The sequence below is a fragment of the Streptomyces sp. NPDC007875 genome (genome assembly GCF_042868035.1).
Classification (GTDB): domain Bacteria; phylum Actinomycetota; class Actinomycetes; order Streptomycetales; family Streptomycetaceae; genus Streptomyces; species Streptomyces antimycoticus.
Genome location: NZ_JBIADZ010000008.1, coordinates 369,647 through 383,791 on the forward strand (window position 1 = coordinate 369,647; position 14,145 = coordinate 383,791).

The 14,145-nt window shown below is 69.4% G+C and carries 13 protein-coding genes; all 13 read left to right on the forward strand.

Features of this window, described 5'->3' with window-relative positions; all coding sequences use genetic code 11:
• Nucleotides 1–28: 28 nt before the first annotated feature.
• The 13 genes from ACFYOY_RS19565 (at nt 29) to ACFYOY_RS19625 (ending at nt 14,136) form a co-directional block, all read left to right on the forward strand.
• Nucleotides 29–829 (forward strand): hypothetical protein, encoded by an 801-nt coding sequence (locus tag ACFYOY_RS19565; protein ID WP_330806218.1) that lies wholly within the window; start codon nt 29–31, stop codon nt 827–829.
• Entirely contained in the window at nt 826–2,172 is a 1,347-nt protein-coding gene (locus ACFYOY_RS19570; RefSeq protein ID WP_351885652.1) for an ATPase, T2SS/T4P/T4SS family, read from the forward strand. The genes ACFYOY_RS19565 and ACFYOY_RS19570 overlap by 4 nt, the downstream gene beginning before the upstream one ends.
• On the forward strand, nt 2,169–3,083 hold the full coding sequence (locus ACFYOY_RS19575; protein ID WP_388588302.1) for a type II secretion system F family protein: 915 nt from the start codon (nt 2,169–2,171) through the stop codon (nt 3,081–3,083). The genes ACFYOY_RS19570 and ACFYOY_RS19575 overlap by 4 nt, the downstream gene beginning before the upstream one ends.
• Nucleotides 3,080–3,976, forward strand: a complete 897-nt coding sequence (locus ACFYOY_RS19580; RefSeq protein ID WP_351885646.1) for a type II secretion system F family protein — start codon at nt 3,080–3,082, stop codon at nt 3,974–3,976. Before ACFYOY_RS19575 ends, ACFYOY_RS19580 begins: the two co-directional genes overlap by 4 nt.
• Nucleotides 3,977–4,022: 46 nt before the next feature.
• Entirely contained in the window at nt 4,023–4,223 is a 201-nt protein-coding gene (locus tag ACFYOY_RS19585; protein ID WP_351885644.1) for a hypothetical protein, read from the forward strand.
• A gap of 4 nt (nt 4,224–4,227) precedes the next feature.
• On the forward strand, nt 4,228–4,644 hold the full coding sequence (locus ACFYOY_RS19590) for a TadE family protein (protein ID WP_351885641.1): 417 nt from the start codon (nt 4,228–4,230) through the stop codon (nt 4,642–4,644).
• On the forward strand, nt 4,641–5,075 hold the full coding sequence (locus tag ACFYOY_RS19595) for a TadE/TadG family type IV pilus assembly protein (protein WP_351885638.1): 435 nt from the start codon (nt 4,641–4,643) through the stop codon (nt 5,073–5,075). The genes ACFYOY_RS19590 and ACFYOY_RS19595 overlap by 4 nt, the downstream gene beginning before the upstream one ends.
• Nucleotides 5,072–5,491: a pilus assembly protein TadG-related protein gene (locus ACFYOY_RS19600; RefSeq protein ID WP_388588306.1), complete on the forward strand. Its 420-nt coding sequence runs from the start codon at nt 5,072–5,074 to the stop codon at nt 5,489–5,491. Before ACFYOY_RS19595 ends, ACFYOY_RS19600 begins: the two co-directional genes overlap by 4 nt.
• A 37-nt stretch (nt 5,492–5,528) precedes the next feature.
• A complete protein-coding gene (locus ACFYOY_RS19605; protein WP_388588308.1) occupies nt 5,529–8,339 on the forward strand; it encodes a BTAD domain-containing putative transcriptional regulator in 2,811 nt (936 codons plus the stop codon).
• 896 nt (nt 8,340–9,235) lie between these two features.
• A complete protein-coding gene (locus ACFYOY_RS19610) occupies nt 9,236–10,258 on the forward strand; it encodes an AAA family ATPase (protein ID WP_388588382.1) in 1,023 nt (340 codons plus the stop codon).
• 69 nt (nt 10,259–10,327) lie between these two features.
• A complete protein-coding gene (locus tag ACFYOY_RS19615; protein ID WP_388588311.1) occupies nt 10,328–12,136 on the forward strand; it encodes a VWA domain-containing protein in 1,809 nt (602 codons plus the stop codon).
• Nucleotides 12,137–12,843: 707 nt separating this feature from the next.
• Nucleotides 12,844–13,563, forward strand: a complete 720-nt coding sequence (locus tag ACFYOY_RS19620; protein WP_351904358.1) for a DUF317 domain-containing protein — start codon at nt 12,844–12,846, stop codon at nt 13,561–13,563.
• Nucleotides 13,564–13,665: 102 nt separating this feature from the next.
• Nucleotides 13,666–14,136: a hypothetical protein gene (locus tag ACFYOY_RS19625; RefSeq protein WP_388588313.1), complete on the forward strand. Its 471-nt coding sequence runs from the start codon at nt 13,666–13,668 to the stop codon at nt 14,134–14,136.
• Nucleotides 14,137–14,145: the final 9 nt, after the last annotated feature.

The window sequence follows — 14,145 nt, forward strand, 5'->3', positions numbered from 1 at the left end:
AGTGGGGTCACTCAAGGGCGCGCCCGGGGTGACCACAACCGTGTTGGCCCTTGCGGCGGCTTGGCCGGACCGGGCTGATGACGGGGTGCGGCCCGTGGTCGTGGAAGCCGATGTTTCGGGTGGGGATCTCGCGGTCCGGTTCGGCTGTCCGCATACGCCGGGGTTGTTGGATGTAGCCACTGCGGCCAGGAAGGACCATCCGGGCTCGCTGCTGGGAGCGACGGCTGAACTCCAGCTCGGCGTGCGGGTGGTGGTCTCGCCGGCGGGAGGAAGGGCATGTGCTGAGGCGGTTCGTCTCGTTGCTGAGTTTGGGCAGCAGGTGCTGCTGGGCGAGGTAGGTGATCAGGGCACGGTCGTGCTGGATGTAGGCCGTCTCGGTGCGGGTGCCGAGGGGCTGCTGGACGCGGCTGAGACGGTGGTGCTGGTGTCGCGTGGTGGGGCGGATGCGCTGGCGCACGTGTATGCGTACCTGACGGAGGTCGGGCCGTTGGCGCAGCGATATGTGCTGGTTGTGATCGGCCCGTGCCCGTACGGGCCGGGCGAGATCAGCGCGACGCTCGGAGTGACGCGGGTCGTCTTCTTGCCATGGGATCCGAAGGCAGCCGCAGTCCTGGCCGGCGACTCCCATGCGGCATTGCGCATCAGCAGGTGGAAGGGGCTGCGGCTGATGACGGCGGCGCGTGAGGTGGCATGGCAGCTGAACGGGTCCGGTGAGGCGGCGCTCTCCGGACTGAGTGCCGATCTCGCGGGGCTGGGCGCCATGCCAGCTCAAGGCGGCCCTGCTCAGCATGGCCTGGCAGGGCTGGCGGCGAAGGAGGCCGACTCGTGAGCGCGATCGTGCAACGTGCTGTGTGTGGCGCTGGTGACCGGCAGCTGGCGGAGACGGTACGGCAGCGGGTAGTGGCTCGTTTGGCGGCGTATGCCGATGAGCGGGAAGCCGCTGGGCTGCCGCCCGAAGGCGAGGCTCAGCGCAGGGCAACGACGCAGCGACTGGTGGAGGAGGAACTGGCTGCGCGGGCTCGGGCAGCATTGGCCCAGGGCAGTATCGCGTTCGACCGAGCAGCGGAAGAGCGAATCGCGCAGACGGTCATCGACGCACTGTTCGGCACCGGCGCTCTGGAGCGGCTGCTGGCCGATGAGTCGGTCGAGAACATCTGCGTCAACGGGTGCGACACCGTATGGGTCCGCAGCTCGGATGGAACATGGAGCTCAGGGCCCGCGGTAGCGGCCTCGGACGCCGAGCTGGTGGAGATGGTCCGCACGCTTGCAACGAGCGTGGAGGGCGAGGAGCGCCGTTTCGACCGCGGCGTGCCCCGGCTGAATATGCAGATGCCGGACGGCTCGAGGCTGTTCGCGGTGATGGCCGTCACCGGGCGGGTGTCACTGTCGGTGCGCCGTCACCGGTTCCCTGCCGCCTCGATGGAGGATCTGGTGCGGCTCGGCGTGTGCGATGAGCCCATGGCCGCTCTTCTGTCGGCGCTGGTACGAGCGCGGAAGAACATCATCATCGGCGGCGGCACCAATGTTGGGAAGACCACCGTGCTACGCGCGTTCGCGTCCCAGATTCCTTCGACCGAGCGGCTGATCACGATCGAGGACACCTTCGAACTCGGCCTCGACGCGGATCAGGGTGCTCACCCGAATGTGGTGGCGATGCAGGCCCGGGAGCCCAACATCGAGGGCCAGGGCGCCATCGATCAGGCGGAGCTGGTGCGCTGGGGACTGCGCATGTCACCTGACCGTGTCATCGTGGGCGAGATCCGCGGCAGCGAGGTCATCCCGATGTGCAACGCGATGAGTCAGGGCAACGACGGCTCGCTGTCCACGATCCACGCTTCCACGTCCCGAGGGGTGTTCACCAAGCTCGCGGCCTACGCCGCTCAAGCCCCTGAGCGCCTGTCGTTGGAGGCGACCAACCTGCTGGTGGCCTCCGCTGTCCACTTCGTGGTGCATCTGGGGTGGGACGCCGAGGGGAAACGGGTGATCGACTCGGTACGTGAGGTCGTCGACGCCGACGGGCCGCAGCTGGTCTCGAACGAGATCTACCGTCCCGGGCCGGACGGCAGGGCTGTCCCGGCCACACCCCTGCGCGCTGAAACACTCCAGGACCTGATCGGGGCCGGGCTGCACGCCGAAGCGGCGGGCTTCACCTGGTGGGGAGCAGACCGATGACCACGGAACGGCTGGGCGAGGCAACCAGCGTCCTCGCCGCGATCCTCGGTGCCGCCTTCGGCACCGGCCTCCTGCTGATCATTATCGGTGCGCTACGCCGCCCCGTCCTCCACGACGCAGCAGCCGACGGGTGGCGGCAGCGGATGGCCAGCCGCCTCCCAGCCGCGTGGAACAGGCGCCGCCTCACCATCGCCCTGACAGCCGGAGTGGCGACGGGGGCGTTGACCAGGTGGCCTGTGGCCGCCGTGCTGACCACTGCGGCCATGCTCACCCTGCCCGGTCTCCTCGGACCGGACCGGGCCACCGCTCGGCGGACCGAGCGGCTGGAAGCCCTCGCGCTGTGGACAGAGATGATGCGCGACACCCTCTCCGCCGCTGCCGGACTGGAACAGGCTGTCCTGACCACCGCCGCCATCGCCCCCGCACCGCTGCAACGAGAACTGCATCGCTTGGCCGCATCGATCCGATCCTCCCAGCCGCTGCCCGCCGCTTTGCGGACGTTCGCCGACGAGGTGGACGACCCGCTCGCCGACGTCGTGGTCGCCGCCTTGGTGACGGCCGCTGAACGGCAGGCCAGCCAACTCGCCGCGCTCCTGGGGGAACTGGCCGACTCGGTCCGCGAACAGGTCGCCATGCGCCAGCGCATCGACGCCGGCCGCGCCAGCATCCGCACCGGCGTCAGAGTCACCGTGACCGTCACCCTCGGCATGGCCGTCGGCCTGACCGTCTTCAACCGGCCCTACCTGGACCCCTTCAACTCCCTCACGGGCCAGCTGGTCCTGGCCGTCGTCGGCGCCTTGTTCGCAGCCTCCTTCACCTGGCTCACTGCTATCGGACGTCTCCACGAACCGGTACGTCTTATCGGCCACAGCCCTGCCAAAGCTCCAGTCACTGAAGGGAGGACACGGTGATCACCGTCGTGCTGGGCGCTGCATTCGGCGCCGGACTGGTCGCCCTTGCCTACGGGCTGCGCCCACCGCGGCCCGCACTCGCCGACGTGATCGCCTCCCTCGACGCCACACCACCTTCGGCCGAGACGGGAGCACCGCATGAGGAGGCGGAATGGGCAACGCGTCTGGGCCGCAGGGCCGTGCCGCTGGTGCGGGCCCTCGGCTTTCCGACCGTGTCCCTGCGCGCAGACCTCGCCGTCTGCGGGACAGATGTGGAAAAGCACCTGGCTGGCAAAGCAACCTGCGCCGCCGCGGGACTGCTGACGCCCTGGATTGCGCTCGCTCTGGTCCGCTTCGGTGCGGGCATTGACATCGGCTGGTGGATGCCGCTGTCCGGCTCCCTGGTCCTGGCAGCCGTGCTGTTCTTCCTCCCGGACATCAGCGTGCGCAAGCAGGCAGCCGAACGCCGACAACAGATGCGGCACACGCTCACCCTCATCCTCGACCTGACCGTGATCGCTCTGGCCGGTGGAGCCGGTATCCAGCAGGCCCTGACCGACGCCGTCCAGAGCCCCCGTGGCTGGGCCGCATCCAAACTCCGCCACTCCCTGCACGTCGCCCAGCTCACCCGGACCAGCCCCTGGCAGCACCTGGGCGACCTCGGACAACACCTAGGCGTCAGCGACCTGACGGAACTCGCCGCCACACTCAACCTGGCCGGCACCGAGGGCGCCAAAGTACGCGCATCACTCGCCGCGAAGGCCCGCGCCATGCGGCGCCGCCGCCTGGCCGAGGTCGACGGAGCAGCTCAAGCGGCCACCGAGCAGATGTCCCTTCCTGTGGTGCTCCTCTTCACCGCCTTCCTCTTCCTCATCGGCTATCCAGCCCTCGCCCACGTTCTCGCAGTGACCTGACCAGCCGATACGACTGCCGAAACACCGATACCGGAGAACGATTCCTATGCTCCACCCACACCTGTGGGCACTCGCCGTGGCCCTGCGTGACCACGCCGTCCGCGTGAGGCGGCGCGCTCACGGCGACGCCGGCTACACCACCGAGACCGTGGTTGTCACCGCCCTGCTGGCCGTCCTGGCCATCACCGTGGTCGGCATCATCGTCGGCAAGGTGCTCGGCAAGGCCCACTCCATCGACCTGGGATAAGCCGGTGGACCACCTGCTGCACGGAAGGCGCGGAGCTCGCAGTGACCGGGGTTCCGCGACCACTCAGCTAGTCATCGTCGTCCCCGCGCTGCTGATGATGGCCCTGCTGGTCGTGCAGTTCGCGCTGGCCTGGCACGCCCGGCACATCGCCCAGTACGCAGCCGAACGCGCCCTTGCCGCCGCTCGAGTCCAGCACGGCAGTGCAGCCGACGGCCGCGGACGAGGCGTACGCGCCCTCGCCCAGCTCGGCAGCCGCGTCCTCACCTCGCCCTCCGTCACCGTCCGCCGCACCTCTACACGGGCGACGGTGCGTGTCCAGGGGGCGGTGATGCCGGTGGTGCCCGGGCTGCACCTGACCGCGAGCGGCACCGCATCGGGAGCGGTCGAGCGCGTCACCACCCCAGCCGGAGACGCCTCGTGAACGCGGGAAGGAGCCCCGCCTCGACGTCGGCGGACCACGGTTCGGCAGCCGTGGAGCTCGTCCTGATCACCCCGCTGCTGGTGCTCGTCCTGATGACGGTCGTCGCCTTGGGACGTCTGGCCGACGCCCGGCTCATTGTCGCCGATGCCGCCCACCAGACCGCCCGGGCTGCCTCCCTCGCCCGCACCGAAACCGGGGCCCGCGCCACCGCCCGGGACACCGCGCACGCAGCACTGCACCAGGCAGGGGCCGCATGCTCCCGGTCCCAGGTGACTCTCACCACGCGCGGGCTCCAGCCGGGCAGCGCCGTGACCGCGCACCTCACCTGCACCGTCGCGCTGGGAGACCTCACCCACACCGGCTTCCCGGGACGGGTGACCCTCACCAGCACCGCCGTTTCTCCCATCGACGTGCACCGGAGCACCCCGTGACACACCCGATGACCGTGAAGAACGCCGACGGCGGTCAGGCCACCGCGTTCATGGTCGGTGTCGCTGCCGCGCTGTGGCTGTTCGCCGGAATCGTCGTCGACGGCGGACTGGCCCTGGCCGGCAAAGCCCGCGCGCTGGATGTCGCGCAGGAGGCCGCCCGCACCGGCGCCCAGCAACTCGACATCGCCCGCCTGCGCACCGCCGACGACGTCCGGCTCCTGCACGGCAAGGCGGCCCAGGCCGCTGCCTCCTACATCACGGCGACCGGCGATACCGGCACAGCCACGGTCCGGGGCGATGAGGTCACGGTGTATGTCACCCACCACCAGCGCGCCCAGATCCTGCAACTGGTCGGTGTCCGCACCCTGACCGTCACCGCTCACGCCACCGTGCGCGCCGAACGCACCACCGAATAGGGCAACCTGCGACGCCGAAGAGGAGCGCACCCCGCATATGGCTCACCGATCCTCATCGCGCGAGCGGCTGCGCGCCATCCTCACCGTCACCGCGACGGCCACCGTCGTCCTCACTCTGCTGGGCGGCATGCCGTACGTGCTCTGGCAGGCGACCGCCGTGCCCTGGCCCGACCGCATCGCCTCCTGGCGCGAGCTCGGCGACCACCTCACGCAGCCCATCACCGACCCGGCGATGGTCGAACTCCTCGCGATGGTCGGCTGGGTGTGCTGGGCAGCCTTCGCCCTCTCCCTCCTCACAGAAGCCGCCTGGTACGCGGCACACCTCCCGCAGTTGCTGCGTGACCGTACGGCTCACACAGCACATCTGCAGACACTGCCCGTACAGCGCGCACTGGCCGCCCTGTGTATCGGCACACTCGCCCTCGCTCTGATCAGTCTCTGGCGACCCGCCGCCGCGCACGCCTACCAGCACGCTTCCGCAGACGCACTGCGCTCCCACATCGCCGCGACGGCCCCCGCCCACCCTGGACTGGCTCAGGCCAACCATCACCTGCCGCATGCGGCAGAGAAACCATCGTCGACGCGCTGTGTGGAGTACACGGTGGTGGACGGCGACACCCTGTGGACCATTGCCGAGGCACATCTCGGTGATGCGCTGAAGTGGCCACGGATCTACGCGCTGAACAAAACCCGTGTCCAGGCCGATGGCAAACGACTCACGGATCCGGACCTGATCACCCCCGGCTGGCGGCTGACCATCTCTCTCGCCTCATCCGCCTCCACACCGCGCCACCTCATCCCATCCGCGCCCTCTGCGACGTCGGGGGAACGGTCCACTCCGCATGCGCACACCGGTCCATTGCTCAACGAACGAACCGGAGGACGCAGCGAAGAAAGAGTCACTGACCACCGAGCCACCAGCGACCATGTGGCGAGCCACGCGCGGTCCGGGCCTGTCGCGATCAGCGTCGGCACAGCGGGCGTCATCGGGATCACCACTGCGGCCGGGCTCCTGGCCGCCTTGCGTTTCTACCGCTTCTACCAAAACCGCTCCCGCCGCCTCAGCCTCGATGTACAACCACCGCGGCTGAGCCCTGTAGTGGAACAAGCCGTGCTGACCGCCCGCGAAGCCGCCCTGCCGAGTGCCACCACCCCAGACCCAGGCCTGCTGGTTACCCGGCGTACCCCTCCCCAACGTGCCCAGCCTGCTCCCACGGTGACCATCGGCACCGAAAACGCAGCCGAAGTCCCACTTGAGGTTCTCGCCCTGACCGGAGGCTGCGCATGGACCGGCCCCGGCAGTGAGGCAGCTGCTCGCGCACTGCTGATCGGGATTCTCACCGCAGCCGAACGCCTCCGCCCTGGAACACCCCATGTCAGGGGACTTCTCACCCAAGATCTGGCTGACCGGCTTCTGCTAGGCATGCCGACCGTCTTCAGTGCCCTGACGCTGGCCGTGGACCTGGACCAGGCGCTGTGCCGAGCGGAAGAGCATCTCCTCGCACACGCCCATTACCGACAGGACACGCAGGAAGCCGAAATCACACCGCACCAGGCAATGGACGAGGACACGGAGGAGAACTCCGGACCCGAGATCCTCGTTCTTCTCGCCCAGCCGGACACCGCACATACCGAGCACCTCGCGGCACTGGCCAACCGGTCCACCCACAGCGCCCTCATCGTCCTCGCCCTCGGCGACCTGCCCGGCGCCGCCTCCTGGCACATCGCAGCAGACGGTGCCGTCACCGAGGAACAGGAAAGCCGCCACCGCGTCCGGGACCTGCGCCTGTTCCACCTCACCGCCCCGGCCGGCCGCGATGTCCTGGACGTCCTCCTCACAGCGCACGGCAAGCGCCCCCAGCTCCGTGTCGTTCCCGGAGCCCGAGCAACTGCCGACCCACCGCAAGATGCGGCTGCGAACGCCGGGCAGGAGCCGGAAGACGAGGTACCCGACGCCCGATCAGAACCGGCAGAGCCCGGCACACCCGGCCAGGCGCGCCAGGCCAAACCAGTCCGCCTGAACGTCCTGGGCCCCATCACCCTCTACGTGGCAGGGAACCCCGAACCCGTCGGCTCGGGGCTACGCGACGAAGTACGGGAATTCCTCGCCCTTCTCGCCGCCCACCCACGAGGACTGATCGCCGACGACATCGCACGCCACCTCCGCCTTCACGAAGACCCCGAGCAATCGGCGAAAGACCTCAAGAACCTCCGCCGCGCCGTCAGGCGCGCACTTCGCTCTGCCAGCGGCCACAGCAAAGCGGAATTCATCCAGCTCCATGGAGAATTGCATAAACTCCACCCGGCGCTGGTGGAAACCGACCTCGCCGCCTTCACTCAAAGCGTCCAGCAGGCCGCGGCCGCCACTGAAGAAACCGACCGGCTGTCCGCCCTGCGCAACGCGGTGGACCTCTACCACGGCCCTTTCGCTCACGGCGGCGACTACCCCTGGTGCGACAGTCTCCGCGAATCGCTCGCCGGCAAGGCCACTGACGCCGTCGCGCACATCGCCCACCACGCCGAGCACACCGGCGCCCAGCACGACACCGATACCGCGCTTGCCCTGCTGGAGAAGATCACCGCTCTCCACCCCACCCACGAGCTGCTCTACCAGCACGCCATCCGCCTCCACCAAACCGCCGGGCGACACGACACCGCCCGCCGTACCTTCGCCCTCCTGACGGACCATCTCAACGAACTCGGCCTCGAGCCGGATCCGGCTACCCGCGCGCTGGTGACCAGCAGCACACGCAGCTCTCCCGCCACGGATGACCAGGCGGCACATCAGGGTGGAAAGCGGCGAAGGGGCCTGGATGTCCAAGGTGGGTCGCGCGAACGGCTCAGATGAGCCGATGGCGTTTCCCCCGTCGTTTCCATCGTCGTTTCCCCCGGCGTTTCCGGGGCCGTCCTTGGACGCGACGCCTCCGCGCGGGGCATCACGGCAGGCCCGGCCGCACACGAGCCACCTGCTGGCGAGGGCGACTGTATATCGGTACAGCACAGCATCCCGATCTACCTGACCCGGCGGCCCCGGCCACCACAACTCACCCTGCAACCGCTGCCCGCTCACCTGCCCGCAACGCGTGCCCCGCTCTCAACCACCTTCCATTCCTTAACCCCACACGCTCCTCGCCGGCCGGCACATTGCAGTCGGCCGACGCCTCGAGGTGAGGCGCGGCGCACCCAGGCGCAGCCGAGGGTGGCCGCGCCGGGTGGCCGCGCCGGGTGGCCGCGCCGGGTGGCCGCGCCGGGTGGCCGCGCCGGGTGGCCGCGCCGGGTGGCCGCGCCGGGTGGCCTGGGGAAGCGTCGTCCACCCCGCCGTGCACGACGCAAAGCGTCGTGCACCCGCGAATTGCCATAAATTCCCGTCGTGAATTCGCGAGAATTCCAGCAATTCCCAGCCCGGATTGATATCGAAGCAACCCGCGAGTCGAGCTATATTGGTCGTGTTCCCGGAAATTACGGGAAAGAAATCCAGGCCAACAGGGTCCGCCTGAATACGTATTGCAGGTGGAGTATGCCCGAAAGGCTCCGGGGCTGCGAAAAGGAAAGACTGCGATGACCAGTGCCGCTCAGTTGTCTCCGACGCCCAACTCGGCCACACCGAACCCTCCGGCAGGCCCGTCGGCCTCCACAGCCCCCGTGAACGGGAAGGCGCGCCCGGGCGAGTTGCGGGCCCGTATCGCGAAGGCCCTGGTCGGAGGCCCGCCGGGGGCGCAATTCAGTGTCACGGAGCTGGTCAACATGCTGGGGCATTCCGGCGGTGCGATCGGTAACGCGTGTGAAACCCTCGTGCGCCGGGGTGAAGCGGTGCGAGTCGGTTTCAACCCCCGTATGTACCGGGCGACAGCGACCACCGCCGCAGCCGCCGCACAGGCCACGGCATCCGGGCCATCCGCCCCGGCGTGTACGCCCCCGGCCTCGCCATCCAGTGCTCGGTCGACGCCTGCCGTTGGCCCGCCGGGTGGGCGGCCCGGGCCGGTGACCCGCCCGAACGGGCAGCAGTATCACCCACGGGTGCTGGCCAACCTTCCTGATGTCGAGGCGTTGCGGCGGCTGCGCGAGGCGGGTGTGCCGGTGTTGCTCTACGGTCCGCCGGGGACGGGCAAGACCTCTCTGATCGAGGCTGCCTTTCCGGACCTGATCACGGTTGCCGGGGACGGTGACACGACGGTCGGTGACCTGATCGGGGAGTACACCCAGGATCAGCGCGGTGGTTATGAGTTCATCTACGGGCCGTTGGTGGCGGCCATGCAGGAGGGGCGGGCCCTTCTGCTGGACGATGCGACCCTGATCTCCCCGAAGGTGCTGGCGGCGCTGTATCCGGCGATGGACGGGCGGCGCCAGATCCAGGTCAAGGCGCACAAGGGTGAGACGATCACCGCCGCCGAGGGCTTCTACGTCATCGCGGGCCACAACCCTGGGGTTCACGGAGCGGTGCTGACCGAGGCCCTGGCCAGCCGGTTCTCGGTACAGGTCCAGGTGGGGTCGGACTACGACCTGGCGACCGCCTTGAAGATCAACAGGACGGCGGTACGGATCGCCCGGAACCTCGCCACCTGCCAGCAGGCCGGTGAGGTCGGCTGGGCGCCGCAACTACGCGAGTTGATTGCGTTTCAGAAGATCGCCGATGTCCTCGGTGCCGAGGCGGCGTTCGCCAATCTGGTCGGCATCGCCCCGCTCGAAGACCGCGACACGGTCGCCGAAATCGTCACCAAAGCCCTGGGTAAGCCGGTGAGCGCCCTGTCCCTGGGCCGCCAACTCTGACCCGGGTCTCCGGCTCATCGGCCACCACCCCACGCACCCCCGATGCCCGCAGAAAGGGACCGATCCGCCATGCCCGCGCAGACCACAGTCCACGTACAGCATCAGCCGCCCGCACTGTCTGAGGCCGAATGGGCCCAGGCGAGGTGGGAGGACGATGGCGGCCCGCCGTTCGAACCCGGTCCGGCCGCGCAGGCCGGGCAATGGATGCGGATCGCCGCAGCTCTGACCGGACGGCTCCCCGAACTGGCGGACCGGAAGGACGTGATTGTCACTTGCCAGCACGGCACCCGCTCCGGCGCCCCGGGCGCCTTCTACCCCACCACGGCCGAGCTGGAGATCGATGCCGCCCTCTTCGGCCCGCTGTCACCGGCCACCATCAACCCCGATCGACGCGGTGATGAGGAACGCTACCCGGTCGCCTGGGGAGTCCTGGTCCATGAGGCCGCGCACGCCGCGCACAGTATCTGGACCACCCCGCCCAATCTGCGCGGGACCGCGCTGGACAGGGCGGCACAGCTGTTGGAGGAGTCCCGCGCCGAACATGCTCATCTCACCCGCCGCCCCGCCGACCGCCCGTTCCTGCGATCGGCTGTCAACACCCTCATCCTCGCCGACATCACCGCCCAGACCCCTAGCAACCGCTGGCAGGCCGCCCAGGCGGCCGGTCTGATCCTCGCCCGTAGGGATGCCGGAATTCTCGACCCGGACGAAACCGAACCCCTTGAACAGGCCGTGACCAGCATCCTTGGTCCCGACCTGCTGGACACCCTCACCCAGATCTGGACGGCGGCCCACGCCACCGCCGACGACGACGCGCCCGGCATGCTGGATCACGCGCATGCCTGGTGCCAAGCCCTCGGCACACCAGCCACCGGACCCGAACCCACCGGTGGCGGACCAGGGGGCGAAATCGCCGAGGCCATCGGGAAAGTGACGGTACGGGTGCAGGCGAACGAAGCCGCGCAGGCCGCCGCGCAGGCGCGGGTCGCCGCCGCCCGGGCCGCCCGGGCCGAGGCGAAAGCCGCGCAGGCTGCCCACGAACGGCAAGCGGTCAAAACGGCGGAACGGGTCTTCTCGCCCGGAGCGCGACCGTTCACACCCGGCAAACCCCGCAAGGGCAACACCCCGTCCCCGGTGACCGGCACCCGGCTGCCGACCGCAGGTGAGAAGGCCGCCGCCGGACAGCTCGCCAGGGCCCTGCGCGCCGCCGCCTACCGCGAACGCACCACCACCCATACCGCCTCGGCCGCCCCGCCCGGTCGCCTCAACATGCGCCAAGCACTCGCCCGGGAGGCCCAGAAGGCGGCCGGAGCCACCCCCACGGCCACACCCTGGACCCGGACCCTGCGCCGCCCCAACCCCACACCGCCACTGCGCGTGGGGATCGCGGTCGACGTGTCCGGATCCATGAACGCCGCAGCAGACCCGATCGCCTCGGCCGCCTGGATCCTGGCCAAAGCCACCGCACTGACCGACCCCGACTCACGCACCGCCACCGTGGCCTACGACCGGGCCCTGACCGCCATCACCGCACCCGGCCGTGCCCCCACCAAGGTCACCCGCTTCGAGGCCAGAGGGCTGGGACACCGCCTCGCCGAGGCTATCGACGCCCTGTGCGCCGGGCTCGCCCTCACCCAGCCCGGAACGGGCCGCCTGCTGGTCATCGCCTCCGACGGCTACTACCACCCCGACGAAGCCAACCGCGCCGCCCAACGCATCACCACCCTGAAGGACGCTGGATGCGCGGTGCTATGGCTCGCCTTCGCCCCCGACCCGTGCCCGCTGCCGGGCGCCACGCCGCTGGAACTGACCCACCCCGCCCAGGCCATCACCGCGATCGCCAAAGCCGCGACCACCGCCCTCACCACCACCCGATAACCACCCCACCGCGCCACCCGCACCGGACCCCACACGCCCCCGGCCCACCCGGGCCGGGGCGCCGCCCCCACCCGGAACCTCGCGCCCGTTGCCTGACCGGTCGAACCCGGCACTCGCCGGACGCCGCACACCCGACGACACTATGCGTCACCCAGCCATGGAATACCCCTCGGATACGGTCGTGAATTCGCGATAATTCCAGCAATTCGCAGCCGCCATCAATGTCGACCCATTCCGAGTATCGAGCTACATTGGTCGCATTCCCGGCAATGATCGGAATCGGAAATCTGCAGAGAATTAACTCGAAGAAGCCGCTACGGGTGACATGTGCCCATGAGGCTGGGCGGTGGGAGGTGCGGCCGAATGCGGATTCAGAGGCCGTATCAAAAGCAGCCGCAAGCTAAGTGTCACCTGACGTGCCCAGCAGCCCTGGCAGAGGTCCCAACCGAAGGCCTGCTGCTCCGCCCCGACGACCGGATGACAACACGCCGCCCCCGATTTCCCTATTCCATTCACAAGGAGCGACAGCTCATGTCACATCACCATCACGCCACATGCCGCGACGCATTCCGAAGTCGACGCCACCAGCGATCGGCGCAGAACAGTGCCATTCCGGTGACCGGAGCGGCGGGACCCCGAATACCTCACAGCCCGTAACGACGCCGACAGCACAGATCCCCCACCCGATACCCCGCCAGGAGTTCATCATGCAGAATCGGAATCGCCCCAGCACACCGCGCTATCTGATCTCGCCCCGTTACCTCGCAGGGCCCGACCCCGCCGCCGTGACCACAGCTGACGACGTGCTCCTGGCAGCCGGATGGAAGGCCACCCGCGAGCCGTGCCACACCGACTACCGCGACCCCAGCGGACAGCGCCACGCGCGCCATCTCCACAGCCGGGCCGAGCACCCCGGGAAGCCTTTGATGGCCTGGGAGTTCACGGCCAGTCCCTGCCCCACCGCACGTGTGACCTGGACAGCGTGGTTCTCCCACGACACCCCACCCGAAATCACCGCCGCATTCGCCGCCGCCGTGGCCGACGACACCCCCGGGCCCACCCCCGAAGACGGTCCGCGCTACCTCCTGTTGTCGCAATCCCCGCACAAGGCCACCGAGGCACTCGCCACAGCCGGATGGATCCGCGACATCGGCCACCAAGACGACTCCTGGTACTCCCCCAACGAGCAGGCCGTCGTCATCACCGCCACCGTCCCCACCACCACCGGGAAGAGCGGAGCGAACTGGCTGTGCGCCGCCCGCCGCGCCGCCGACGCCATGGTGCTGTGGGTCGCCCTAGCCTCCCCGGCCACCCCAACCCACCTGATGGCCGCCCTATGCCGCGCCCTCACCGACCCGACACCAGTCCCGCGCCACACCCTCCCCGACCCCGAGGTCGGCGCACTGACCGTCACCCGATGCCTCTGAACACCTGCATCCCCCCAACCTGACCACCACCCACGCGAACCACCTCCCGGCAACACACCAAGCCGCCACCGCCAGCACCGGGCCACAAGGAGAACACCACCCATGACCTTCATCGCCGAACAAGCCCAGGCAGCCTCCGCATTCATCCAACAGACCGCCGCCGCCAGTGAGTACGGACCCCACCGCGGTGCCGACCACGCCCGCACCGCCGTGCGCCTCGCCAGCACCCTCGGCCTCAGCCTCCAGCACATCACCATCACCCCGGACAGCAAGCGCCGCACCACACCCGGCGAACCCCTCCTGGCCATCGCCACCTGCCCGACCACCCGTACCCAATACACCTTCCTCGCCCGCTACCCCCTCTACGAGGACGAGCCCTTCGAACTCCTCGGCCCCTGTCCCGTGTGCGCCGCACCCGTACCGCTGGCCACCGTCCGCCACCTCGCCGACCTCGGCACCCACCTGGCCACCGGACCAGCCCCACTCAGCAACGGCCCGACCCCGGCCACCTACCCCGACACTTTCGACACCGACGAAGGACACGCCCCGACCTGCCGCTACGGCGGCGCGTAGGGAAACCGG

What these genes read in the sequence shown, in the direction of transcription:
- ACFYOY_RS19575 (WP_388588302.1), top strand. Translation starts at nt 2,169, where the DNA reads ATGACCACGGAACGGCTGGGCGAGGCAACCAGCGTCCTCGCCGCGATC.
- ACFYOY_RS19610 (WP_388588382.1), top strand. Translation starts at nt 9,236, where the DNA reads ATGCTGGGGCATTCCGGCGGTGCGATCGGTAACGCGTGTGAAACCCTC.
- ACFYOY_RS19605 (WP_388588308.1), top strand. Translation starts at nt 5,529, where the DNA reads ATGGCTCACCGATCCTCATCGCGCGAGCGGCTGCGCGCCATCCTCACC.
- ACFYOY_RS19615 (WP_388588311.1), top strand. Translation starts at nt 10,328, where the DNA reads ATGCCCGCGCAGACCACAGTCCACGTACAGCATCAGCCGCCCGCACTG.
- ACFYOY_RS19585 (WP_351885644.1), top strand. Translation starts at nt 4,023, where the DNA reads ATGCTCCACCCACACCTGTGGGCACTCGCCGTGGCCCTGCGTGACCAC.
- ACFYOY_RS19620 (WP_351904358.1), top strand. Translation starts at nt 12,844, where the DNA reads ATGCAGAATCGGAATCGCCCCAGCACACCGCGCTATCTGATCTCGCCC.
- ACFYOY_RS19625 (WP_388588313.1), top strand. Translation starts at nt 13,666, where the DNA reads ATGACCTTCATCGCCGAACAAGCCCAGGCAGCCTCCGCATTCATCCAA.